This is a genomic window from Sorangium sp. So ce448 (assembly GCF_051520915.1).
Lineage (GTDB): Bacteria > Myxococcota_A > Polyangia > Polyangiales > Polyangiaceae > Sorangium > Sorangium cellulosum_B.
On the sequence record NZ_CP150343.1, the window covers coordinates 3,047,867 to 3,071,585 of the forward strand.

Annotated in this window: 16 protein-coding genes; 9 read left to right on the forward strand and 7 right to left on the reverse strand. The window is 73.1% G+C overall.

The features are described 5' to 3' along the window. Positions 1-60: 60 nt before the first annotated feature. The gene (locus WMF45_RS11755) at positions 61-2,016 is read right to left on the reverse strand and encodes a multicopper oxidase family protein (RefSeq protein ID WP_437717000.1); all 1,956 of its coding nucleotides are present in this window, start codon (positions 2,014-2,016) and stop codon (positions 61-63) included. A 98-nt stretch (positions 2,017-2,114) separates the two neighbouring features. Between WMF45_RS11755 and WMF45_RS11760 the strand changes: the two genes are divergently transcribed. Beyond that, positions 2,115-2,999, forward strand: coding sequence for a LysR family transcriptional regulator (locus WMF45_RS11760; protein WP_437717001.1), 885 nt, complete (start codon positions 2,115-2,117; stop codon positions 2,997-2,999). A gap of 308 nt (positions 3,000-3,307) precedes the next feature. On the opposite strand, the gene WMF45_RS11765 is transcribed toward WMF45_RS11760, so the two are convergent. The 4 genes from WMF45_RS11765 to WMF45_RS11780 are packed head-to-tail and all read right to left on the reverse strand — an operon-like array spanning position 3,308 to position 11,595. Beyond that, positions 3,308-4,549, reverse strand: a complete 1,242-nt coding sequence (locus tag WMF45_RS11765; protein WP_437717002.1) for a TIGR02679 family protein — start codon at positions 4,547-4,549, stop codon at positions 3,308-3,310. A gap of 16 nt (positions 4,550-4,565) precedes the next feature. Next, entirely contained in the window at positions 4,566-8,696 is a 4,131-nt protein-coding gene (locus WMF45_RS11770; RefSeq protein ID WP_437717003.1) for a TIGR02680 family protein, read from the reverse strand. Further along, complete coding sequence (locus WMF45_RS11775) at positions 8,693-9,994, reverse strand: TIGR02678 family protein (RefSeq protein ID WP_437717004.1); 1,302 nt, start codon at positions 9,992-9,994, stop codon at positions 8,693-8,695. The genes WMF45_RS11770 and WMF45_RS11775 overlap by 4 nt, the downstream gene beginning before the upstream one ends. Further along, positions 9,991-11,595 (reverse strand): TIGR02677 family protein, encoded by a 1,605-nt coding sequence (locus WMF45_RS11780; RefSeq protein WP_437717005.1) that lies wholly within the window; start codon positions 11,593-11,595, stop codon positions 9,991-9,993. The genes WMF45_RS11775 and WMF45_RS11780 overlap by 4 nt, the downstream gene beginning before the upstream one ends. A gap of 243 nt (positions 11,596-11,838) precedes the next feature. On the opposite strand from WMF45_RS11780, the gene WMF45_RS11785 reads away from it, so the two are divergent. The 3 genes from WMF45_RS11785 (at position 11,839) to WMF45_RS11795 (ending at position 17,098) form a co-directional block, all read left to right on the forward strand. After that, on the forward strand, positions 11,839-13,812 hold the full coding sequence (locus tag WMF45_RS11785; RefSeq protein ID WP_437717006.1) for a hypothetical protein: 1,974 nt from the start codon (positions 11,839-11,841) through the stop codon (positions 13,810-13,812). Between the two features lie 182 nt (positions 13,813-13,994). Continuing rightward, positions 13,995-14,471: a helix-turn-helix domain-containing protein gene (locus WMF45_RS11790; protein WP_437719524.1), complete on the forward strand. Its 477-nt coding sequence runs from the start codon at positions 13,995-13,997 to the stop codon at positions 14,469-14,471. Continuing rightward, the gene (locus tag WMF45_RS11795; RefSeq protein ID WP_437717007.1) at positions 14,468-17,098 is read left to right on the forward strand and encodes a VIT domain-containing protein; all 2,631 of its coding nucleotides are present in this window, start codon (positions 14,468-14,470) and stop codon (positions 17,096-17,098) included. The genes WMF45_RS11790 and WMF45_RS11795 overlap by 4 nt, the downstream gene beginning before the upstream one ends. A 45-nt stretch (positions 17,099-17,143) precedes the next feature. On the opposite strand, the gene WMF45_RS11800 is transcribed toward WMF45_RS11795, so the two are convergent. Both WMF45_RS11800 and WMF45_RS11805 read right to left on the reverse strand, forming a co-directional pair. Further along, the gene (locus tag WMF45_RS11800; protein ID WP_437717008.1) at positions 17,144-18,127 is read right to left on the reverse strand and encodes an OmpA/MotB family protein; all 984 of its coding nucleotides are present in this window, start codon (positions 18,125-18,127) and stop codon (positions 17,144-17,146) included. Positions 18,128-18,355: 228 nt separating this feature from the next. Next, complete coding sequence (locus WMF45_RS11805; protein ID WP_437717009.1) at positions 18,356-18,940, reverse strand: hypothetical protein; 585 nt, start codon at positions 18,938-18,940, stop codon at positions 18,356-18,358. A 658-nt stretch (positions 18,941-19,598) separates the two neighbouring features. Between WMF45_RS11805 and WMF45_RS11810 the strand changes: the two genes are divergently transcribed. From WMF45_RS11810 to WMF45_RS11830, 5 genes are all read left to right on the forward strand, one after another. Further along, positions 19,599-20,690 (forward strand): type III polyketide synthase, encoded by a 1,092-nt coding sequence (locus WMF45_RS11810; protein WP_437717010.1) that lies wholly within the window; start codon positions 19,599-19,601, stop codon positions 20,688-20,690. Between the two features lie 56 nt (positions 20,691-20,746). Beyond that, complete coding sequence (locus WMF45_RS11815; RefSeq protein WP_437717011.1) at positions 20,747-21,709, forward strand: aldo/keto reductase; 963 nt, start codon at positions 20,747-20,749, stop codon at positions 21,707-21,709. Beyond that, positions 21,706-22,140, forward strand: a complete 435-nt coding sequence (locus WMF45_RS11820) for a nuclear transport factor 2 family protein (RefSeq protein ID WP_437717012.1) — start codon at positions 21,706-21,708, stop codon at positions 22,138-22,140. The genes WMF45_RS11815 and WMF45_RS11820 overlap by 4 nt, the downstream gene beginning before the upstream one ends. A 189-nt stretch (positions 22,141-22,329) precedes the next feature. Continuing rightward, positions 22,330-22,701 carry a DMT family transporter gene (locus WMF45_RS11825; protein ID WP_437717013.1) on the forward strand — a complete coding sequence of 124 codons (372 nt, stop codon included), beginning with the start codon at positions 22,330-22,332 and terminating at the stop codon, positions 22,699-22,701. A 257-nt stretch (positions 22,702-22,958) separates the two neighbouring features. Continuing rightward, complete coding sequence (locus WMF45_RS11830) at positions 22,959-23,429, forward strand: DUF3574 domain-containing protein (protein ID WP_437717014.1); 471 nt, start codon at positions 22,959-22,961, stop codon at positions 23,427-23,429. Positions 23,430-23,719: the final 290 nt, after the last annotated feature.

Below are 23,719 nucleotides of genomic sequence, written 5' to 3' on the forward strand. Positions count from 1 at the left end.
CACCTCGCCCGTGGCGTCAGGCAACGTGAATGCCACCCGGCGCGACGCACCGGGGCGAGTTCACGGCCCGCAGAGCTCGGGGTTCGGCGGCGGCGGCGCCGGGTACGCGTCGGTCGCCGTCTTCGCGAACTGGCACGCGAGATCGTCCGGCTGACACCCTGCCTGGGAGATGCACGCGCCGCTCTCGTCCGTCCCCTGACACAGGCACTCCGCATCTCCCGGGTCGCAGATCTCCACGAGCTCCATCATCCCTTCGTCCTCGTGGTTCAGCTTGTGGCAGTGCGCCACGAACTGGCCCGTGAACTTCCGGGGGTTCATGATCACGTCGCGCGGCCCGTCCTCGACCTGGACCCACATCGTGTCTCGCCAGTGGGCGAAGTTGGGCTCCTTGTTCGACGTGTTGGGGCACACGAGGAACGGGTTGATGTGGATATGGAAGGGGTGCCCGTCGAACGCGCGGATCTCCCACCGCTCCGCGCTCCCGACGGTCATGACCCGATCGCTCCGGTAGCCGCGGGCGCGCCGCTCGTCGAACTTGCGGCAGCTGATGTTCGGATCCGGGCAGATGCACACAGGCGCGTCCGGATCGACCTCGTGCGGGTGGTCTCCCGGGTCACAGGACATGAGCGCCACATCGCTGCTGAGATCGGGCGGGTTGCTCCCCGGCGTGGGCACGAGGAGCACCACCTTCTGGTGCACGGCCTCGACCGAATCGCAGCTCACCTCCATCTCCTTCCCGTCGACCGTGCCGGTCCACGACGTCGGCGGCGCGAGCGCGGCCACGTCCGCCTCCGCGGGCAGGTTCACCTCGGTGGGCTCGCCCGCGCTCGGATCCACGTCGACGATCGCGATCACGCTCCCCAGGAGATCGTTCGGCCGGCGCCCGACGAGGCAGAGCGTCTGCTTGCCCTCAGGCATCTTCACCATCACGTCGGCGCGGTACCCCGGGGAGACCCACACCGTGTCGCTCCTGTAGAGCTGCGGGAGCGTCAGCCCGTCGCGCGCGATCTGCGTCGTCTCGATGGGCGTCTTGTCGAAGTCGGAGCACGAGGCGTCCTTCGCGACGTGGAGCTTCATCCCCATCTCGTCCGGGCTGCCCGCGTAGATCATGCGCCAGCGCTCCACCTGCCCGGGCGGCGTCGTGAGCCGCGGCCTGAGCTTGCCGTTGATCAGCGTGGCCCGGAGCGACTCGACAGCGAGGAAGTCGGTCACCGACAGGTTGTCCTCGGTGCAGGCCTCTCCCTCCTTCAAGGGCACCGTGTTCTGGTGATCGATGGGCACCTGCGTCATGACCATCACCCGCTCTCTGGCCCTGGCGATGCCGGGCACCTCGTCGAGCGCGCCCTCGATGAGGAGCGCCCCGGCGGCCCCATCCATGACCTGGATGGCCGTCGAGCCGTGGATGTGAGGGTGGTACCAGTCCGTGCCCTCGTGGTGGATCCCGTCCTCGTCCAGGTCCCAGCGGTACCGGGCGCTCTCGCCCGGCCCCACCTCGTGCAGCACGTGGTCGCCGAAATACCTCCCCTCGGGCGCGCAGCCGTCCCCCTCGCACGGGTCCGCGGGATCGTCCGTCGCGAAGTTGGGCTGCACGTGCAGGCCGTGGCCGTGCAAGTTCGTCAGGTTGAAGTCGTGGCACGACCTGTTGCCGTGGCCCATCATGCTCGCGATCTCGCGGAAGTCGCTCTTCGTGAAGTCGTTATGCAGGTTCACGTGGACCTTGCGATCCTGGCCCTTCGGAATGCGGATCGTGGGGCCGTTCGTCATTCCGTTGTACGCGCGGAGACAGAACCGCCGCCCGTCGATCTCGACCTCGCTCGGGCCGAAGCGCAGCTCGTACGCTCCATCCGCGCCCGGCTGGAGCTCGGGGGGGTCCTCGTACGTGGACGTCGTCTGCGGCGTCGTGCTCGTCGTGCTCGTCTCCTCGCCTCCGCCGCAGCCCGCGGGCGCCGCGAGGGAGAGGGCCAGCGCCGCGAGCGAGCCTGTGCGCGTGAGCGCGTGCGAATCGTCTCGTGCCATCAACTTGTCTCCTCCTTTCGCGACACTATCGAGCGGCGCCGCATGTGGATGGCCGAAGACGGTCACCCCTGGCTAGAATGCGGACAGTGGCAGGGTGTATGGACCTTGAAGAGCTTCGCGCCTTCCTCGCCGTGGTCGAGGCCGGCTCCTTCCTGGGCGCGGCGCGCGCGCTCGGCTCGTCGCGCACGACGCTCCGGCGTCAGGTCGCGTCGCTGGAGGCGCGCGCCGGCGTCCTCCTGCTGGAGAGCGTGCGGAACGGCGTCGTGCCGACGGAGGCCGGGCAGGTGCTCGCCCGGAAGGGGCGCGGCATGGTGCAGGAGGCCGCCGCGCTCCTCGCCTCGATCCGGGAGGTGGGCGACGCGCCCTCGGGCACCCTGCGGGTCATCCTGCCCGTGGGGCTGCCGCCGCACATGATGACGCCGCTCTTCGCCGCCGTCCGCAGCGCGTATCCGAGGCTCCACGTCCACTGCCGCTTCAGCAACGATCCGCTGGGGGAGGCGCTCACGGACATCGACATCGCCGTCCACTTCGGCGAGGACGCGCCGAGCGGACACTGGATATCGCACGTCGTCCTGCGCGTCCGCGAGTGGCTCATCGCCAGCCGCGCGTACCTGGAGCGGCGCGGCACGCCACAGACGATCGACGATCTGAAGCACCATGAGCTGTTCGCGTGGCAGGCCCCGGGCGAGGACGCGCGCACCTGGCGGACATGGCGGGGCGCGCCCTTCACCGTGCAGCCGGCGCTCATCGCGACGGACATCCACTTCATCCGGCACTGCTGCATCTCCGGCCTGGGCATCGGCCTCGTCCCCGACGCGCTCGTGCCCGACCCCGACGTGGGGCCGGGCGTGCTCGTGCCGGTGCTGCCCGACGTGGTCGGGCAGGAGCGGCCCGTGCGGCTCAGCGTCCCGGGGGCGCTGTCGGAGATACCGAAGATCAAGGTGTTCATCGGGCACGTGCGCGCGTCCCTCGGGAAGCTGTAGAGAGCGGCGGTCACCCGCTTCGGATACGGGCCCACCTCGACGTTTTCGGTGCTCAGCGCACAGGAGTGCGCTTGCGCGCCGAAAACGCCGATCTGGGCCCGTCTCCTGTGCGGGAGACCGCCGCTCTGCTGCGGCTCTGGATGGGGCAGAGGGGGGCGGAAACCGCTGTGGAGCGACAAGCGGGTTGAAACTGCCTGAAAAGCGCAGGGTTTCGAATTTCAAGGCGCCATAAGACGCCAAGCTATTTGTTATTCTTATGGCGTCTTATGGCGTCTGGCACGCCAGGCACAAAGGCCGCGCTCCCCCTCTCAGCCCGCGCCCTCTCCCCGCCGCAGATCCTCGATCAGCGCCTCCACCACCCCCTCCTCGTGCACCGCGCGCCGCTCGTCGCTCATGGCCGCGCAGAGCTCGTCGTCCCAGGCTGCGGCCACGGGCACCCCGGCGAGCTCCGACCCCTTGGGCGCGGCGCGGTAGTCCGCGGCCCCATACCGCCAGGGCAGGGCGCCGTGCCTCCCGACCACCACGTTCCCGATGCGGATGCCGCCCCAGTCGAAGTCGCCGTGGTACCGCAGCGTCGCGCCGCCGCCGCGGAGCCGCTCCAGGAGGAGCCGCGCCGCGGTCCGGACCTGCCCCTCCACGCAGACGAGCGGCGCCCCGCGCGGCCCGAGACGGTCGGCCGCCGCCGAGAGGACCGCTGGGTTCTCGCAGACGAACACCTCGCGCCCCGACACCTCGAAGCGCGGCGGCGCGCGCCACAGCTGCCGGACCGAGAGCCGGCAGGGCTCCCCCGCCGCCGCGTGCATGGCCAGCACCCGCCCGGCCAGGCTGTCCGGCGCCGCTCCCAGGTTGAGCACCAGCACCGGGGCGCTGAGGTCGTCCAGCAGCACGCCCGCGCGGTCCCACGCCTCCCGCCGCTCCGCCGCGCGCTCCCAGCGGGTCGCCCCGGAGAGCGCCGCCGCGAACCGGATCACCAGCGCGCCGAGCGGCGCGCCCGCGTCGAGCGCGTGGCTGTCCCCGGTCACCGCCGCCGCGAGCTCCGCGAGCGCAACGCCCTCGGCCGGCAGGCGGCGCACCACCGAGACGGCCTGCCGGAGCAGATTCCGCGCCGACCCGACGTCGCCGCACGAGAGCCGCCGCACGAGGCCGGATGCGCGAAGATCATCGAGCCACACGCCGACCTCGGGCCGGCCATCGCCCGACACCGCGGCCTCGTCGAAGACCGCCTGCCAGCCCGCCTCGAGCCGCGCCGCCTCGGCGCGACGGTCCACGAACGGACCCGTCAGCGCCTCGACCGCCGCCTCCACGCCCGGGCAGAGCTCCGCGTCCCGGAGGAGCTGCGCCAGCTCGTCCAGCGAGACCCGCAGCGCGCCGCCGTGGGTCACCCGGCCGAACAAACGCTCGACCGCGGCGCGCTCCGCGGCCGTCGGGTCGCGGCGCTGCACCACGGCGCCCCGCACGGGCTCGCCGCGCTCCAGCCGCCGGCGCGCCTTGTCCACGATCCACCCGAGCTCCCGGGCGCCGAGCACCGCCCGCAGCCGATCGCCGGTCACGAGGGCCCGCCGCCGGTCACGAGGGCCCGCCGCCGAACAGCGGCCCCGTCACGCCGTCGGGCTGCGGCTCCGGCGGCGCTGCCGCGGCGGTCGAGCGCACCCGCTCTCGCCCGTTCCACACCCACCGGGTCACGCCGACCGCGTCGATGCCGGGCCTCACCGTGAGCTGGTGGATCGACAGGCCGGGCAGCGTCGCGTAACACCCCCACTCGCGCTCGCTCGTCATCACGAAATCGAGGTCGAACGCGGCGAGGAGCCCCATGCACTTCGCCCGCATGTCGGGGTCGATGCCCACGAACGCCTCGTCCAGCAGGATGAGCCGGGGGGCGTGCGGGTGCGCGCTGCGGTAGTGCGCCGCCGCCGCGGCGAACTGCGGGATCGTCAGCGCCAGCGCCTTCTCGCCGCCAGACCCCGTCCCGTAGGTGCGCCTCGTCAGCCGCTTCCACGCGCCGTCCTGGTGGCGCTCCACCGCGAACGCGTGCCACCCGCGGTAATCGAGCGCCGTCGAGAGCTGCTCCTGCCAGCTCGCCGCCTCGCCGCGAGAGCGCACCTCCTCGATGCGCTCCTTCAGGAACCGCGCGAGCAGCTCGCGGTCGCCCGGCGACCAGGTGCCGCCCGCCCGCAGCAGCCGATGCCGGGCTTCGAGGAGCCCGGGCGGGCCGTCCACGAGCGGCGCCCACGAGAAGCGGAGCCTCATCCCGGTGCTCGTCGGCCGCGCGGCGAGCTCCTGGTTCATGTCGCGCACCATGGCCTCGCACCGGTGCAGGAGATCGTGCAGGTGGCTCGCCACCTCGCCGATGAGGTGGTTCTCCAGCACCTCGCGCTCGCGCGCGTCGAGCACCGTCCGGCGGTGCGCCACCTCGTCGGCCAGCATCGCCTGGAGGTCGTGCACGGCCCACGTCCGGTCCTGGAACGGCACCGTCACCGCGACGAGGCCGTCCTCGCTCGTCGTCTGCGGCCCGTAGCCGTGCGGCAGGAGCGCGTCCCGCAGCGCCTCGACGTGCCGGAAGATGCCCCGCTGCAGCCGCTCCCACGCCCTGTCGTCGTGCTCGACGTCGCCGCTCGACGCCTCGATCCGCCGCGCCACCTCCACCGCCCGCGTCGGCGACCACCCGGCGGCCCCCTCCGTCCCGGGCTCGACGTCCGCCATCTCCAGCACGGACAGGAGCCGCGCCCGCGCCATCGCCGCGAGCGCCTCGACGTGCCCCGCCCGCTCGCGCGTCGCGCGCTCGAGCCCATCGCGAAGCGGCTCGATCTTCGCCTGCGCGCGCGCCTCGGCCACCCGCGCGTCGCCGTGCGCGCGCTGCGCCGCGCGGTGCTCCGCGTCGCGCGCCTCGCGCCGCTCCCGCGCCCCGGCGAGCTGGCGCAGGATCTCGTCGACCAGCGCCCCCGTCGTCCGCTCCAGCGTGTCCCGGTGCACCTCCGCTTCGTGGAGGCGAGAGGCGGCCCGCTGGCGCGCCTCGGCGCGGGAGACCGCGCGCCCCTCGGCGAGCCGCGCCTCCTCCTCGGCCTTCTGCGCGCGGCGGAGCGCAGCGGCGGCGCCGCGCGCCGTCGGCCACATCGCCGCCGCGGCGTGGACCAGCGCCGCGAGCGCGGCGTCGTGCTGGTCGAGCGCCCCGACCCACGCCGCGAGCCGGAGGTCCGCCGCCGCACGGTCCCGCTCCGCGAGCGCCTGGGCCTCGCGCTGCCGCCGCGAGAGCGCGCGCTCCTCCTCCTCCGCGAGCGCGGCGCGGGCGTCGACCACGGCCGCCTCCGCCGCCTGCTCCGCGGCCAGCGCGCGCCGCAGCGCCGCGGAAGACGGCGCGCTGGCCGCCTCCTCGCGGGCGACGCGCGCGCGGCGATCGAGCTCGGCCAGCGCGGTCTGGGCGGCCGAGCGCGCCGCCGCCGCCTCGCGGAGCGCCTCCTCGATCGCCGCGAGCCGCCGCTTCCGCGCCGCCTCGCGCGACGCGTGGCCGATGTGCTCCGCCTCGGCCTTGGCAGAGGCCCCGTGCAGCGGGCCGAGCGCGAAGCTGCCCGAGACGTCGGCCCAGATCCGGCCCGCGCCGCGGCCGGCGCCGATGCGCGCCAGCACGGCCCGCACGACGTCCGGCGGCACCGGCGGCGCGCCGGGCGCTCCCTCGGCCGCGAGCGCAGGCGACGCGCGCAGCCAGCGGCCGAGCTGCTGCTCGGACGGGAGCGCCTGCTCCCCGGCGGCCGAGAGCGCCGTGTCGAGCACCCCCTCGGCCAGGAGCTCGCCTTCGGGTGTCACCCAGGCGTCGAGCAGCCCCGCGGCCTCGAGCGCGGCCTCCAGGCCCGCCCGGCCGGCCGCGTCGAGCTCGGGCTCGAAGTCGCACAGCTGCCACAGCGGCGCTCCAGGCCGCCCCTCGCGAGCGCCCGGCGCGCGCGACGGCGGCGGCTCCGGGCCACGGTGCGCGCCGCGCTCGAGGGCCGCCCGCTCCTCCTCGAGCGCGCGCCGCGCCTCCTCCGCCACGGCGAGGGCGCGATCGGCCTCGGCCCGCGCCGCGGCGAGCCGCCCCTGGGCGTCGGCGAGCGCGCGCTGGGCCGCCAGCGCCGCGGGGCTCTCGCCGTCGCCGTGCTCGGCCCACGCCGCGACAGCGTCGGCCATGTCCTCGACGTCCGTGCCTCCGATCGGGAGCTCCGAGAGCCCGCGCGCCCACGCGCGCCACGCGTCGACGAGCGCGTCGGCCTCCGCCTCCCGCTGCCCGAGCGCCGCGTCGGCCCGCTCCCGCGCGCGCTCGAGCCGCGCGGCCGCGCCCTCCAGCGCGGCGTCGGCGCGCTCCCGCGCGGCGCGCGCCGACGCGAGCTCGCCGTCGAGCTTGCGCACGTGCGCGACGCCCCGGCGGCGCTCGGCCACGGCCGCGTCGAAGCGCGCCTGCGCGCCCGGGAGCGCGCGGCCGCCCGGGTCGGCCTCCCAGCCGCCGGGCAGCGCCGGCGGGGGCAGGCCGACCTCCGCTCCGGCGCCCTCCGCCGCGGCGACCGTCGCCGCGAGCGCGCCGCGCTCGGCGCGCGCGCTCGCGGCGGCCTCCTCACGCTCGCTGCCGCGCCGCTCGGCCTGCTCGACGGCCCGGCGGTGCTCGAGCTCCGCCTCCCTCGCGTCGTTCGCCGCCGCCTGCGCCGCCCCCCGCGCCTCGTCGAGGGCGCGCGCCTGGTCCATCTCGGGGCGCCGGCTCAGGGTCTCGACCTCGCGCGCCGCGCCGCGCGCCGCGCGCTCGGCCTCCTCTTCGCGCGCGGCCGCCTGCTCCCCGGCGGCCCTGGCCTCGTCGAGGCCCGCCTCCGCCGCCCGCAGCTCCCGCATCACGGCCTCGTACGTGGCGTGCCCGCTCCGCACCGCGGCCGCGCGCCGCCGCGCGGCGACCCTCACGTAGCGCCGGTACTCGTCGAGGAACGCCGACGACGCCGCGCTCGCCGCGGCGAAGCCGTCGAGCGCCGCGCGATCCGCCTCGAGGCTCCTGAAGGACTCGGCCAGGTCGGCCACGACCGCGGGCGGCACGGGCGGCAGCGCCGTCGAGAGCGCCCTGGAGAGCTGCGCCTCGTCGAGCTTTCGCGACAGCTGCGGCTGCCGCAGCTGGATCAGGAGGTCGAGCAGCGCGCCGTACCGATCGCCGAGCTGGAAGAGCCGGCGATCGACGGCGGCGCGGTAGGCCGCGGCGCTCGTGAACACCTCGCCGCTCCCGCCGATCTCGGCCTCCAGCCGCTCCCTTCCGATCGCGGCGCCGGCGCTCTGCAGGAACAGATCGCGCCCGACGCGCTTCGAGGTGACGAAGAGCCACTTGCCGGCGAGCCCGCGGCCCTCGACCGCGTGCAGCCCGCAGCCGAGCGTCAGGTAGTGCTCGGCCCCGTCGTCGTCGCGCCGGCCGAGCTCGAGCCAGGTGTAGCCGCGCCGCTCCTCGTAGCGGCCGAGGAGCAGGTTCCACTCGACGCGCTTCGCCGGGTCGGCGTCCGGCTCCAGGCGGTGGGGGCTCACCTCGCCGTCGAGCAGGAACGGCAGCTGCAGCGCGAGCACGCGCGACTTGCCGCTGCCGTTGTTGCCGCGCAGGAGCAGCCGGCCGCCCTCGAAGACGAACTCCTCGCTGTCGTAGCGGTAGAGGTTGAGCAGCCCGCTGCGGAGCGGCTGCCAGCGTCGGGTCACGGGCGAAGGCAGGGTCATCGCGTCTTCCTTGGCGTCCTCGCGCGCGGCGCGCCGTCGGCCCGGCCGGCCGGAGCCCTCAGGCCGGCCAGCGGCGCCTCGGAGCGCGATGCGCGCGCCGGTCCCGAGGGGTCGAAAGGGGCGACGACGGCGTACCGGGCGATGGCGGGGAGCGCCGCGATCCCCGCGGGCGTCCAGCGCAGCAGGCGGAGCGCGGAGAGCCGCTCGAGCGCCCTGTCGGTGAGCTCCACCTCGGCGCCCGCGCCGAGCGCCGCCTTCCTCCAGCGCCCGCGGTGCTCGGCGACGAGCTCCGCCACGCGCTGCTCGACCGCGGCCCGGCCGACGAGCCTGCCGTCGCGCGCGCGGCCCGCGAGCCACTCCGCCACGAGCAGCGTCAGGTGCCCCTCGGTGCCCTCTTCCGGCATCGCGAGATCGCTGAGCTCCTCGTCCGGATCGACCATCGCCAGCCCCTCGCGCCGCGCCTCGGCGACGAGCCCTGTCGCCCGCTCGATCTCGTCGACGATGAACGGCCGCTGCGTCGTGAGGTACGCGCGCTCCTCCGGGGCGAGGTCCTCGTAGTAGACGACCGGATCGTCGAGGAGCCTCCGGAAGAGCCGGGCCCGCAGCGCCTGATTGCGGGCGTCGTCCGTCTCCGGGGCGAGCTCCTCGACGATGCCGGCGAGCCGCGCGGCGAGGTCCGCGGCGTCCGTCGCCTCCAGCGTCGAGGGCCCGCGGCGTACGTTCAGCATGGCGGCGACGGCGGGCCGGCTCACGCTGTAGAGCACGTCGCGGCGCTGATCGGCGATGAAGCCCTGCTCCTCGCCGGCGACGCGCGTGAGCACGCGCAGATCGAGGAGGAGGCGGACGACGTGGACGAGATCGCGCCGCTGGTCCTGCACGTCGAGCTCGAAGGCGCCGGCGCGGGTGAGCGCCGGGTCGTCGGCGAAATACCCCACCATGCGCTCGGCGAGCCGCCCGAGCGTGGTCTGGCGGTCCTCGCCCTCCAGCGCGAGCAGGGCCAGGCAGAGCAGCACGTAACGGCGGCGCGTGAACGGGGTGCCGTGGTGCGGGTCGAGCGCCGGCCGCGTGCCGTCGGCGAGGTCGGCCGGCGTCTTGCGCAGGCGCGCCTGCTCGGGCTCGACGAGCAGCGACCAGCGGGGGTAGCGCGCGAGCCAGGCGCGGAGCGCGGCGGCGTGCCGTCGCACGAGCAGGAACGACGCGGCGTGCGCGCCTGCGGCCGGAAGGAGGGGGTGGCGCAGGAGGGCCCGCAGCGCGCTCTGCCGCTCGTGGCGCTCCTGGGCCTCGAGGGCGCGCGTCATGAGCGCTCCGCGGGCGAAGGTCCCGGCGGGGCGGGCGCGCGGCGCCAGGGCGGGGCCGCGTCCTCGGGGGCGGGCGCGCGATGCCGGGACCGGGGCGCTTCGTCCGGCGCGAGCGAGCGGAGCGTCAGGAGGTGATCCGGTCCGCGGAAGGTGCCCGATGGCGTCTCCACCGTCGCGACCTGGCCGTCGTTCGTGGGGACCAGGGAGATGGCGATCGCCCCGTCGGCCGAGGTGGTCTCGCCGCCGCCCGCGGCGAGCGCCTCGCCCAGCCAGTCGAGGAGCATCTCGAAGGCCAGCGGCTCGAGCCGGCCGAGCTCGGAAAGGCGCGTCGGCCGGCCTGTGGCGAGCCGGGCGCGCGCGTCGGCGATGGCGCGCTCGTCCTCGTCCTCGTGCGCGAGCAGGAGCGCCTTCTCGCGCGATCGATCGATCACGTCGCTCGGACGCCCGGGCCGCGCATGCCGGCCGGTGGCGCGGAGGCGCGGCGAGATGCGGAGCGGCGGCGCGTCGAGCCACGAGCGGCTGGCGGGGACCGGCGCGGCCTCGCGCTCGGCCATCGCCTCCTCGTTGACGAAGAGGTGCCGGGTCGAGGCGAGGGCGAACGCGGCGCGCCAGAGGCGGTGGGCGTCCGCGTCGCTCGGGGCCTCGGCGAACCACCGGGCGAGGGTGCGGAGGTCGGCGGCGCGGTCGCTGCGGGTGAAGCGGCGGTCGTGCAGGCTCGCGACGGCGGAGAGCAGGGCGGGGATGGCGGCGCGGGCGCGGGCCCTGAGCTCCTCCGCCTGCGACGGCGCGCCCGGCCGGCCGATGAACCAGCCGCGGACGCCTTCGATCCGCGCCTCCCACCGCGCGGCCGCGGCCCGCTGGTCGGCCTCCTCGCCGTCGAGCGCGTCGGCGACCTCGCGCCTGCCGGCGCTGTCCGCGAGCCGCTGCGCCGCCGCGGCGTCGACGCGGCCGAGGAGCTCCGCGATGTCCGCCGTGGCGATGACGAGCTGGCCGACGAAGCGCTCGAGGTAGTCGATGAGGCGCTGCTTGTACGCGAGGAAGCTCGCCTCGCCGGCCGTGTGCAGGTCGATGCTGCGCTGGAGGCTGCCCATGAACGCCTGCGCCTGCGTGGTGAGCTCGCCGAAGCGCGCGCGCAGCGCCGAGAGCGCGAGGTGGACCGCGCTGTCGTCGAGCTCCGGCCGGGAGAGCATCTGCGCGACGCTCTCCAGCAAGGTGCGGATGTCGTCGAGCGCCGCGGCCTGGAGCTCGCCGCGCTGCGCGAGCGCCTCGAAATAGGCGCCCACCGCGCGCTCCACCGCCTCTCCCTGCGGGGTGAGCTGGTACAGGAAGCGCGGCCGGTAGAACTCCTCGACGGTCGCGACATCCGCCGTGTCCAGGTGGGATTGCAGGTTCCCCCATTCGCAGAGCTTCTGGAGCGCCGCGTCCACCGCGGCCGGGTCGAGGCCGATCTCCCGGACGGCGCGGAGGACATCGGCCGGCCGGAGGTGCAGCACGAAGCGCTCCCGCGCCTCCACGAACGAGCGCATGATGGCGCGGTAGAGCGCCGCGTTCTCGGCCGTCAGGTAAGAGAAGGCTGGAAGCTTGGCCGGCGACTCTTCCATGATGACCGCACGCTCGCGCCGCGGGGCGTTGGCCCGCCATCGAACGCCGGCGCTACCTACTACCGGCGTCGCGTGGCCGTCAATGGAGGGGGGCGCGCGGCGGCATCACGAAGCGTGCGTGGAGTGCATTGTTATTTGCCTGGTTGAATTCTCATGCACGGTGTTCTTTTGTTCTTGGGGCTCCCCGTCCGGAGGGCTCCCGATCGAGCGGGCCGTCCCTCCTGCAACCGTCGAGAGAGTGCCATGGCGAGATACCCCCGGAGAATCGCGACCCTCTGCGCGGCCGCCGCGATGGCGGTGATCGGCTTCGCTGGAACGGCGCGCGCGCAGGTCGCTGACGTTGTCTATGAGGACGTGAGGGACATCATCGAGGATCTGATCCAGCGGGAGGTCGCCGAGGCGGTCGCCCCCAACCTGGTGTGCCAGACGGCGCGCCTGGCGAGCGCGGATCACCACCTGCAAGAATACGCAGGGATCGTCGACAGGCTCGAAGACGCGGCGGCGGGCCCGGAGAAGGACGCGCTCGAGAAGCGGCGCGACGAGCTAAGGCCCATCCTGAGGAGGGGCTTCCCGATCCTCACCTATTTCCCTCTCACGCTCCAGCGGGTCTTCCGGCGGCAGTTCAACGCGATCCGGACGAGCGTCACGGACGAGGCCGCGGGCTTCGCGGGGCACATGGTCTATGTCGGGCTGACGTCGAACGAGGGGCAGATAAAGAGGCCGCAGGGCACGCAGAGCATCGAGCTCCTGCACAAGTTCGCGAGCGCAGACGACGCTCGCGCCGAGCGCGCGGCGCCCAGCAAGCTGACGTGGACCCGGCTCGACCCGCGGTCGCTGAACACCTGCGTCTCCGTGCTCAAGGAGGATCTCGCTTCGGGCGTCACCGACGCAGGCGCGCAGTCGCCGCTCGAGAAGGACTGCGGCGCGAGCGCAGCGTCGGGGACCAGCTACGCCTGTGAGCTCGCGTTCGCCGTTCGCGCGATTCTCCAGAGGAAAGACGCCCTGGCGGAGGAGCACTTCATCAGGGCAGCCGCCGTCGTGGTCGGGGCGACCGCCGCGAAGGCCCTCGAGGTGACGGACGACGCCGTGAGGAGGAGGCTCCTCGACGAGGCGGTCCTGGTCACGAGAGACGTCCTGCGCGGCGGCAAGAAGCTCGACGAGATCCTCCCTGTCCTCCTGTCCGCGGCGCCCGCCCCGCCGGGCGCCGCCGAGGCGGACGCGGCCGCTCGTGCCCGGGAGCTGCGCTCGAGGTTGAGCAACCTCGAGCGCCTCCGGGTCCAGTGGAACATCGGCACGCGGGGCGGCGCGAACAACCTCGATCTCGTGAGCTTCGTGAACGTCATCGGCGCCGCCGGCGGCGCCCTCCGCGATCTCTGTGACAAGGACCTGGTCGGCCAGATCTGCGCCCAGATCGAGCGACAGTCCTCGGCGCTGACGAAGATCGGCGACCTCCAGGCGGACCTCTGGCCGGCGATCCGGCTCGCCGGCCAGGGCGAGTACGGGGAGGCAGCGAGCCGCGCGATAAGGACGTTCTTCTCCTCGCGGCCCGGAGGCGAGGGGGATCAGGTCGAGATCTACCGGCGCTTCGCCGAGGCGGTCATCGTCTACGTCCTCGCGACGGTCAACGACAAGAGCCCTTCGGACGCCGACCGGGCCGCGTTCCGGGACGCGTCCGTCGAGGTGCTCCGGGAGCTGGGCACGGGGGGCGGCATGGATCGCCCGTGGGGTCACGCCTTCTACAGGCCGGACATGGCGCTGCGCGTGTCGTGGAGCCCGAGCTACATCGACGGCGAGGGCGGATCACCGAGGATCGTGCCGTCCGCGAACACCATCAACCTGCGCGCCGTCGTGCGTTATACGGATGCCTATTATCTCGCCCTCCAACCCTCCTTCATCGACCTCCTCGCCCCGCTGAGCGAGCTCGCGCTCCGGCGCTCGGAGGCGGTCGAGTACGAGGATTCGGGCCGTGTCCTGCTGAACGCCGTGACCCCTCGGATCGAGGTGATGGTCGGCGTGCCCGCCCTCTCGAAGCACCTCGTCGTCTCCGGCGGCGCTTCCCTGCGCCTCTCGGCGCCCTTCAAGAAGAAGGATCAGGAGGGGTGCGACGGCGCCTGCTATCGCTACAAGTTCCTCTGGAACAAGAAGGACGATGTCGTCTCGGACCCGGCCGGGCTCGGGTTCATCGAGTTCGGCTTCGGGGTCAAGTACCTGCTCTGAAGCATCTCATCGAATTTATTCGGGAAAATTCACGGGGAGACGGGGAGGCGAGGCGTGAGATCCCAGCTCTCCCCGCCTCCCCGTCTCCTTGTTCAATTTTCCGCTGAAGATGCAGATGGGGAGGGCGAACTGAAGCTGTATACTTGACAGTTGTAGTGTCTCGATGCAGGATGCCCCTCGTGATGACGTACAAGCTCGACGAGCTCGCGGGCGAGGCGGGGGTCGCGCCGCGCACGGTGCGGTACTACGTGCAGCGCGGCCTCCTTCCGGCGCCGGAGTTCCGCGGGAAGGACACCTCCTACGGGCGAGAGCACCTCGCGCGGCTGCGCGCCATCAAGGTCCTCCAGCAGGCGCACTTGCCGCTCGAGGAGATCCAGGCGCGGCTCGCGGGCGCGGGCCTCGACGAGATCGAGCGCATCGCCGCGGGGGCGCCGCCGCGCGCTCTCGAGGCGCGCTGCGCCGCCCCGGAGGAGGCCGCCGCGGCGCCGCCCGCGTCGAGCCCGCCCGCCGCAGCGCCGCGCGGCGCGCGCTGGGAGCGGGTCGAGATCGCCGACGGGGTGGAGCTCCACGTGCGGACCGACGCCCCCGAGAGCTCGCGGCGCATCGCCCTCGATATCGAGTCTCGTTACACAACCCTTGCCCCGAAAGGCCCGCGATGAACCCCTCCCACGATCCTTCGCACCCGTCGCCGATGTCGTGTCTTCGCACCTCCGAGGGCCACCCCGTCCCGCTGCTCGGCGTCTCCCTCTCGGGCGAGGTCTTCGGCGGCGCGGCGCGGCTCGTCGTGCGGCAGCGTTACCGGAACGAGGAGCGGCGGCCGATCGAGGCGATCTACACCTTCCCGCTCCCGGGCGAGGCGAGCATCGCGGGCTTCGCCATGGAGTGCGCCGGCCGCAGGCTCGAGGGGGAGGTCAAGGAGCGCGAAGCGGCGTTCCAGGCCTACGACGAGGCCATCGCCACCGGCCATGGCGCGGCGCTGCTCGACGAGGAGCGGCGCAACGTGTTCACGGCGAGCGTCGGCAACCTCCTGCCCGGGGAGGAGACGGTCGTCGAGGTCACGTTCGTGCAGGCGCTCACCGCCGACGAGGGGGCGCTGCGGCTCATGATCCCGACCCTCGTCGCGCCCCGTTACATGCCCGGCGCTGCCGCGGGTGACCGGACCGCGCACGGCGTCCACGAGCCCACGGGCGACGTGCCGGACGCCGACCGCATCTCCCCCGAGATCGCGCGGGTCGATTACGGGATCACCGTGGAACTCGTCTTCGATCTCGGGCGCGACGTCGCGATCGAGAGCCCCTCGCACGCGCTCTCGGTGCGCCGCGAAGAGGGGTATCGCCAGCGGGTCTCGCTCCGGAACGACAAGGCCGCGCTCGATCGGGACATCGTGCTGCTCGCGGCGGGCGCGCCTGGCGTGCAGGCAGGCGTGGTGTGCGACAGGACCCCTGGCCAGGAGGGGACCTTCGCCCTCACCGTGGTGCCGGACCTCTTCAACACGCTCGACACGCACGCACACGCGAAGCGGGCGCCCTCCCGGCGCGACGTCGTGTTCGTCGTCGACGTGTCGGGATCGATGCAGGGCGAGTCGCTCGACCAGGCGAAGCGCGCGCTCCGGCTGTGCCTCCGCCACCTCGCCGAGGGGGATCGGTTCGGCGTGATCGCGTTCTCCAGCGATTTCAAGGCGCTGGAGAAGGCGATCACCCCCTTCACGCAGACGACCCTGAAGGCCGCGGATGCGTTCGTCGAGGGCCTCCGCGCGGACGGCGGAACGGAGATGCTGGAGCCGCTGCTCGCGGCCGTGGGCATGCTCGGCGATGCGGAGCGAGACCGCGTGGTCGTGCTGCTGACGGACGGCCAGGTGGGCAACGAGGCGCAGATCGTCGATCGCGTCGTCAAGCAGGGCAAGGGGGCGCGGATCTACACGTTCGGTATCGGCACGAACGTGAGCGATGTGCTTGTGAACGATCTCGCGCGCAGGACGGAGGGCGCCGCAGAGTTCATCCACCCCGGCGAGCGCATCGACGAGAAGGTCACGGCGCAGTTCGCGCGGGCGACGGCGGTCCGGGTTACCGGGCTGGAGGCGCGCTTCGAGGGGATCGACGTCGGCGAGCTCGCGCCGGCCGAGCGCCCCGCGCTCATCGACGGCGAGCCGTGGGTGCTCTACGGCCGCTACGGGCAGCCGGGGATGGGGCGCCTCTCGCTCCGCGGAACCCTGCGCGGAGAGCGCTTCCATCTCGAGGTGCCGGTCGAGCTCGCGGCGGAGGCGTCGCGGCCCGGCCTCGAGGCGCTGTGGGCGGGCGCGCGGGTGCGGGAGCTCGAGGAGTCGGAGCGCGGGCTGGGCGCCAAGCGCGCGGAGGCGATGCGAAAGCGCATCGTGGACCTCGCGGTCCGGCACCGGGTGGCGTCGAAGCATGCGTCGTTCGTGGTGATCGAGCGGCGCACGGGCGACCGGCGGGCCCACGGGCAGCCCGAGGCGCGGCCCGTGCCGGTGAGCGCGCCGGCGGGGTGGGGGACGTCGAGCCTCGACCTCCTGGCGGCGCCCGAGGCCGCGTTCGCCGCGATGCCGGTGGGCGGGGGCGGCCGGAGGCGAGGCGGGCCCGATGTCATGAGATCCTTGGTCTCTGCGCCCGCTCCTATGGCGGCCGCCGCCCCGCCCAGCCCGCCCAGGCCGGCGCCGGCCGCGGGCGGTCTGCTGGCGCGCGCCAAGCAACTCTTCCAGCCGAGCGCAGCGGCCGTGGCCGCGCCCGCTTCGGCCGACAGGTCGGCGGGCTCCTTTGCGCCCCCCAGCGCCCCCGCGCCGGGCGGACCCGCGTCGCTGCACCACGGGCCGCCGCCTGCGGCCGCTGCGCCGGCGCCGAGCGCCGTTCCTGGCGGGCTCTCCTCCAAGGGCGGCGGCCTGGGGCTCCTCTTCGAGGAGCAGCTCGCGTCCGGGCTCTGGGAGCGCGGAGACGCGACCGATCTCGGCCGGCTCTCCAGCACGGCCCTGTGCCTCGCGACGTGCCATGACGAGGGCGTCGACTCGGCCCACCCCATCTACGGCGCTCAGGTGGCCAAGGCGATCGAGGCGCTCTGCGCGTTGGCCGAGTCGCTCCTTCAGCGAGGCGGCGCCGACGGGGCGGTGGCCGCCGCGCTCGCAGCGGCCTACCTCGTCGCGAGCGGCCGGCGGCTGCGGGCGCGGGTCCGCGACGCCGTGGCGGCCGCCGCGCCCGAGGCGGTGCGCGCGCTGCTGGGCGAGCTCGGGGATGCCGAGGTGCTCAGGCGAAGGGTCGAGGTGCTGCACGGCGCATGACAGGCTCGCCGCGGCCGGGCGGCCGCGGCAGCCCTCGCGCCGCCCTCACGGGTACGTGTCGTCCCCGCCCTTCGTGCCGGCTCCCGGGGGGGCCGCGCCAGCCGGTGCCGCGCCAGCCGGTGCCGCGCCAGCGGGCGCTGCGCCAGCCGGTGCCGCGCCAGCCGGTGCAGCACCCGTCGGGGCTGCGCCAGCCGGGCGAGCGGGGCCCTCCGGGAGCTGCGCTGTCCCCTCGATCACGATCTCCACGCGCGGCTCCGCCGGTTGCGCCGGGGCGCCGCCGCTTGCGTCGGCAGCCGGCAGATCGGCGAAGCTCGCCAGGCTGAGCCGCGCGAGCGGCACGCCGGCCTCCTTGGGCTGCGCCAGGAAGAGCAGCACGGCGCGCGCCTGGGCGACCGTCACGTCCCAGCCGTTGCGCCACGCCACGCCGGGCGTGCCGCTCGCCGTGTGGCCGACGATCTGGTAGCCGAGGCCCTTGAGCGGCTCGTTGCTGCGGATGATCGCGGCGATGTCCCGCAGCACCTTCTCCCCCGCCGGGGAGAGCGCGTCGCGGTTTCCCTTGAACAGGACCCGGCTCGGGATCGAGATGACCACGCGGCCGTCGCGCGGCGCGACCGTGACGTCTCCGCCGGCGACCGGCAAGAACGCCCTGAGGACGTCGCTGTCGCGCTCCGACGCCGGGCGGGCCCCGGCCGGCTCGCCGCGCGGCTGCGTGGCGCCCAGCCCGACGTCGAGGCCCGAGATCGGATCGTTCGCCCAGTGCGGATCGGCCGCGGCGCCGCCGCGCGGGCCCTGCTCCTCCAGCTGGCGGACGCGCGCCTGGCTGGCCACGAGCTCGCGCTGGAGGCGCTCGGACCGGTCGAGCTGAGCTTGCCATTCGAACTCGGTGTAACCGCACCCGGCGAGGAGCGCAGACGCGACCAGCGCGGCCAGGCCGCGCCCGGCCAAAGCGGCCCGGAGGGCGCGGGGAGGGGAGGCCTCGGCGCGCCTCTCCGCGCTCACCTCTGCGACACCCGAAACAGGCAATTGCACTTTGCAGGCTCCTTCTCGCCGGATCATCCGGATCCATACTTCTCGCGCCGGTGCGCTGAGCGGGCGGGAGCCTATCCGAGCGGCCGTGATCCCACAAGGCGCGGCCGGGCCGGGGCGCGCCCCGGCCGCGGAGACCTGGGCAGGGGACCGGGCCGAGGGACCGATCCGCTCCGGGATCGATCCGCCCGCGCGCGGTCCCGCGCTCGCTCGCGATGCGGGTGGGCCTGCCTACGACAGCCGCTCGTGGCCGGCGCCGTTCGGCAGCGAGCCCTGGTGCATTTTCCTGCGCTGCTCGAGCTCGGCAGAGATGAGCCGCACGAGCTCCGTCGAGAGCACGATCGCCTCCCGAGGGCCATATCCATGCTTGCTCAGCTCCCGCGCGACCGACTTGGCCAGGATCTTCATGGCCGAGTCGATCTCTCCCGGCGTCTTCGATGTCGACGTCGAGAAGAGGCTCGCGCTCATCCGGGTGTCGGCGCCTCGTCCCTGGCCGTCCTCGGGCGTCCGGTGCAGCGCCGGCTCGCGCTCCGGAGGCGCTGCGCTCCGGAGCGATGGCCGATCGATCGCGTGGCTTTCGTGGTTCTCGGCGGATGCGGGCGTCGTCGTGCTCGTCGTGCTGTCCGTATGCAGCGATGTCATGTTGTGCGCGCTCACGGTGGATCCCCGTCGTCGTTTAACGGTTTTCTCGCCTTCGTCCTTCGTTCCCGCGCGAGGGGCGCTGTTCATCTCGAGCTCATGCCGCGCGTCGCCGCGGCAGGCATCGGTGGATTTACGTCGCGAGACGAAGTTGACGGTAAAAAGCAGGAATGGCACCTGCCGGGGTAGTGTGGAGGCGGACCACATAGGCCCCTGACCCCACGATAGCAGGGCTCCGATAGAAGGCATCACTTCATCGGTTGTTCGCGCGCGAACACCCATGTTCCCACGCGCCGCCGGTGGACCCCGAGAGGGCGCTCGCGCGAGACTGCAACTCTGAATGTGCGCGCCAATGCTCCGCCCGCGGGGGGCGCCGTCCGCGGTGCGCCGCGAGCGTGAGAGATGGCTTGCCCGGGGCAGACCCGAGTGCGTCTGGCGCGCTCGCAGCGCGGGGCGCGGGGCGCCGCCGCCCGCGCTGCGCTTTGCCGGGGAGCGCGGACGCACGCGCGCGCGGATGAGGAACAATCGACGTTGAGCACGGATGGCGAGTCGGGTGTTCGCTGAGTGCACACGGCTTGTTAGGAATCGCACGCCTTCCATTGACGATGTGTGATTCCTGCGGTACTCGAAGGAATCGTTGGCGGCCCGACGCTGCGGCGCCATGGGCGTCCGGAGGGAATTCCGGGCTTTGTAGAGCGGGCGGCGCGGCAGCGGCGCGGTAGCGGCGCGGTAACTCGACGCGACGTCCTTGCTTCCGTGTGCCGCTCCATGGCGCCGTTCGCTGCGGCTCGGCCGACGCCGGACGTTCCGAGTTCATCATGTGTAGGGGGGAAGTATGGCCACACTGTGCAGGCCGGAGGTCGCGGTTCCGGAGTTCATCATCACGCGGGAAGACACGCTGAAATTGGCGGAGCGGCTGCACGCGCGAAACCCGCAGCTGAAGCTCGTGCTGCGGCTCATCAACGGCACCGGGGTGCAGAAGCGGCACATCGTGCAGCCGCTGGAGCAGGCGCTCGCTCACCCTGGTTTCGAGATCCGAAATAGAATTTACGAACGGGAGGCCAAGCGACGGGTGCCGCCGGTGATACGGCAGGCGCTGGAGAACGCCGAGCTCACCGCGCGGGACATCGACGCCATCATCTTCGTCTCGTGCACCGGCTTCATGATGCCGTCTATGACGGCCTACCTGATCAACGCCATGGGCTTCCGGCACGATACGCGCCAGATCCCCATGGCGCAGCTCGGCTGCGCGGCCGGGGCGGCGGCCATCAGCCGCGCGCACGACTTCTGCGCGGCTCACGCGAAGGCCAACGTGCTCATCGTGGCCTGCGAGTTCTGCTCTCTCTGCTACCAGCCGACGGACGATGACGTCGGATCGCTCCTGTCCGACGGCCTCTTCGGGGACGCGGTGGGCGCGGTCGTCGTCCGGGGCAGCGGAGGCACAGGCATCCGGCTGGAGCGGAACGAGGCGTATCTCATCCCGGACACCGAGGAGTGGATCTCGTACGCCGTCAAGGACACGGGCTTTCACTTCCGGCTCGACAAGCGGGTCCCCGGGACTATGAAGCCCCTCGCCCCCGTGATGCGCCGGCTCGTCTCGAGCCACGGCTGGGACGTGGGCAACCTCGACTTCTACATCGTCCACGCGGGCGGTCCGCGCATCCTCAACGATCTGTGCAAGTACCTGGAGGTGCCCCAGGAGGCGTTCCGGTACAGCAGGGCCACGCTGACGGAATACGGCAACATCGCGAGCGCGGTGGTGCTCGACTCTCTGGGACGCCTGTTCGCGGACAGGCCGATGCCCGACGGCGCGCGCGGCGTGATCGCGGGGTTCGGCCCGGGGATCACGGCGGAGATGGCCGTCGGTTCCTGGGTGAACGATCACGGCGAGAGCAGGGGCGGAGGGCGTTCGTCCTCCGCCGCGTGACAGCGGCCCTGTCGCTCCTGCCATGAAAATCGTGTGAGAAGAGGAAGGGAAGGCTGATGACCAACGCATCGCTCAAGACGCCGTCGCTGAGGTTCACGCTCGGAGGCGACCGTCCCGTATGCCGCATGGGTTATGGCGCCATGTACCTGACCGGGCCGGGCTACTGGGGCCCGCCCGCCGACCCGGACGCGGCCGTCCGGCTCCTGCGGCGCGCCGTCGACCTCGGGGTGAACTTCATCGACACCGCCGACGCCTACGGCCCGGACACCAACGAGCAGATCATCCGCCGCGCCCTCCACCCGTACCCGGCGGGGCTCGTGATCACCACGAAGGGCGGGCTGCTGCGCTCCGGACCGGAGGACTGGACCGTCCAGGGGCGCCCGTACATCGTCCCGTGCGGGCGTCCGGCGTACCTCCGCCAGCAGGTGGAGATGAGCCTGCGAAACCTCGGGCTCGAGCGCATCGAGCTCTATCAGCTCCACCGCATCGACCCGGCCGTACCGCTGGCCGATCAGCTCGGCGAGCTCGCGCGGCTCAAGGAGCAGGGCAAGATCCACCATATCGGCCTCTCCGGGCAGCCCGAGGTCACCGTGGAGCAGCTCGCCAAGGCGCGCGAGATCACCGAGATCGCCGCCGTGGAGAACCTGTACAACGTCGCGGACCGGTCCGGGGAGAAGGCCCTGCGGTACGCCGAGCAGCACGGCATGGCGTTCATCCCGTGGTTCCCCATGGGACACGGCGATCTCGCCAAGCCCGGCAGCGTCCTCTCCGGGCTCGCCAAGGAGCGCGGCGCGACGCCCGCCCAGCTGGCCCTCGCCTGGCTGCTGCACAGGTCGCCGTCCATCCTCGCCATCCCCGGCACCTCGTCCATCAAGCACCTGGAAGAGAACTGTCGCGCCGCGGACATGAAGCTCGACGAGAGCGAGCTGGCCGCCATCGAGGACGCCGCCGCCGCCGCGAAGACGTGGCGTCCATCGGCGTCGGAATCGGGATCCGCCCACACGAAGGAGATGCCATGAACACCCAGCAGCAAACCAGCTCCGCCCACCCGAACGTCCAGAAGCTGCGCACCCTCTACGCCGATCTGTCGCGCATCGGGGAGTTCGTCGCCGACGACATGGTCCTGCACACAGCGCACCGGGAGCTCTGCCCCGACAGGGCCGCCGGCCGCGTCGTCGGCAAGGCGGCCGCCGCCACCCACGAGCGCGAGCTGATCCGCATGACCGGCGGCACCCTGCTGATGGACGTGCAGCACATCTTCGCCAACGATCACTTCGGCGCCGCGTTCGGCGTGCTGCGCGCCCACCTCGGCGGCGCGAGCCTGGCGATGCCGTTCTGCGGGGTCTGGCGCTTCCGCGGGGGCCTGATCACGGAGCACTGGGAGAACGCGTACGACGTGGCCTCGGTGATGGCGTTCCTCGGCGACGGGAGCGGCGCCCCGCCCGCCTGAGGCGCCGAGGGGCCGCGCCACGACGGCCTCCGCGGGGTGCGGGGCGAGGCGCGGGCCGCGCCGCGAGGGCCTCGCCCCACCCTTTGTCGTTCCCGCCACCCTCCCGGATCTGCTACTGCTGCGCGCCGCGCCGGTGCCCTCCCGGGCACGGCGAGCTCCCCCGGGGAGCGCGCTCGCCGCACGTCAGCCATGGCTCAAGGTTACCTCTTCCTCATCATCGCCCTCGTCTTCAACGCGACAGCGAACATCCTGATGAAGCTGGCGTCGCGGCGCGTCCCCTCGATGGAGGGGCTGTCCCTCGTCGAGAAGGGCCTCGCGCTCGTCACGAACTACCACCTCGTGCTGGGGCTCGTGCTCTTCGCGTCGAACATCCTGTTCTACGTCCTGGCGCTCAAGCGCATCAACCTGTCGATCGCCTATCCGATCATGTCGTCGGGCGGCTTCCTGCTCATCTCGGTCTTCTCCGTCTACGTCCTGCACGAGACGCTGACGGCGCTGCAGATCGGCGGCATCGTCCTGATCGCGGCGGGGATCGCGCTGCTCGCGTACAACATCGCCTAGGACGCCGATCACGTTGATCGAGCAAGAAATTAGCCGCCAAGGCGCCAAGGACGCCAAGAACAAAACAGAATCTTGGCGTCCTTGGCGCGCTTGGCGGTTCAAATTCCTGTTCTTTTCCGGGGTTTCAACCCGTCTGTCGCTCTAGGCCTCCGGCCGGCCTCCGCGGCGCGACGCCGGTCCGCCCGCCCCCGGCGTGGGGCCGTGGTACGGTGGCGCGCGCCTCGCGCCCGAACGCCCTCGCCCCGGAGACCGCCGCCATGCGCAGCCGAACGCTCCCGCGTGCCTTGCTCGCCGTGCTCCTCGTGACGCCGCTTGCGACGCCGCTTGCGACAACCGCGTGCCATGGCGCGCGGAAGGACGCCGCGCACCCCTCGCCCGGCCGGGCCGGCGCCGCCTGCGGGCGCGGCGATCCGATGACGCGGACCGAGCTCTTCTTCGGCCTGGACCGGTTCGAGCTGCCCCCCGTGACGCAGGCGGAGTGGCAGCAGTTCGTCGACACGGCGATCACCCCGCGCTTCAAGGACGGGCTCACCCAGTTCGATGTCGACGGCCAGTACCTCGCGACGACAGGGAAGCTCATCCGCGAGGACAGCCGTCTGATCATGCTCCTCCACGACGGCGGCCAGGTCGCCTCGGACGCCATCGACGCGATCCGCAAGGAATACAAGGTTCGCTTCAACCAGGAATCCGTGCTGCGCATCGACGAGCCCGTCTGCGTCGGCTTCTGACGCCTGGAACCGCCGCTGAAGGGTGAGCTCCGCCCGCCGCCGGGACATCGCATGTCCCGCGCGTGTCTGTTCGGAACAGCGCCTGTTCTCTCGGCTCGGCGGGCCCCTGATCGCGAAGATTCTTGACCCGAGGGGGGCTGGGAGACAGAGTTTTATTACAACTGCCAGGCTTCGGTCGGCGCATGGCCGCGCGTTGCGTTGCGCGCATCCGTCGGCGTGCTCGTGCCTGGCGTGCATACAAAAAGCGTTCGACGCGAGCGCTCCTGCTCGGCTCCAAAGGAGCAAGGAGA

Bases quoted from the DNA above. Each gene is read 5' to 3' on its own strand.
- WMF45_RS11760 (WP_437717001.1), top strand. From the start codon at position 2,115: ATGGACCTTGAAGAGCTTCGCGCCTTCCTCGCCGTGGTCGAGGCCGGC.
- WMF45_RS11790 (WP_437719524.1), top strand. From the start codon at position 13,995: ATGACGTACAAGCTCGACGAGCTCGCGGGCGAGGCGGGGGTCGCGCCG.
- WMF45_RS11795 (WP_437717007.1), top strand. From the start codon at position 14,468: ATGAACCCCTCCCACGATCCTTCGCACCCGTCGCCGATGTCGTGTCTT.
- WMF45_RS11825 (WP_437717013.1), top strand. From the start codon at position 22,330: ATGGCTCAAGGTTACCTCTTCCTCATCATCGCCCTCGTCTTCAACGCG.
- WMF45_RS11770 (WP_437717003.1), bottom strand. From the start codon at position 8,696: ATGACCCTGCCTTCGCCCGTGACCCGACGCTGGCAGCCGCTCCGCAGC.
- WMF45_RS11815 (WP_437717011.1), top strand. From the start codon at position 20,747: ATGACCAACGCATCGCTCAAGACGCCGTCGCTGAGGTTCACGCTCGGA.
- WMF45_RS11775 (WP_437717004.1), bottom strand. From the start codon at position 9,994: ATGACGCGCGCCCTCGAGGCCCAGGAGCGCCACGAGCGGCAGAGCGCG.
- WMF45_RS11785 (WP_437717006.1), top strand. From the start codon at position 11,839: ATGGCGAGATACCCCCGGAGAATCGCGACCCTCTGCGCGGCCGCCGCG.
- WMF45_RS11755 (WP_437717000.1), bottom strand. From the start codon at position 2,016: ATGGCACGAGACGATTCGCACGCGCTCACGCGCACAGGCTCGCTCGCG.
- WMF45_RS11780 (WP_437717005.1), bottom strand. From the start codon at position 11,595: ATGGAAGAGTCGCCGGCCAAGCTTCCAGCCTTCTCTTACCTGACGGCC.
- WMF45_RS11810 (WP_437717010.1), top strand. From the start codon at position 19,599: ATGGCCACACTGTGCAGGCCGGAGGTCGCGGTTCCGGAGTTCATCATC.
- WMF45_RS11820 (WP_437717012.1), top strand. From the start codon at position 21,706: ATGAACACCCAGCAGCAAACCAGCTCCGCCCACCCGAACGTCCAGAAG.
- WMF45_RS11830 (WP_437717014.1), top strand. From the start codon at position 22,959: ATGCGCAGCCGAACGCTCCCGCGTGCCTTGCTCGCCGTGCTCCTCGTG.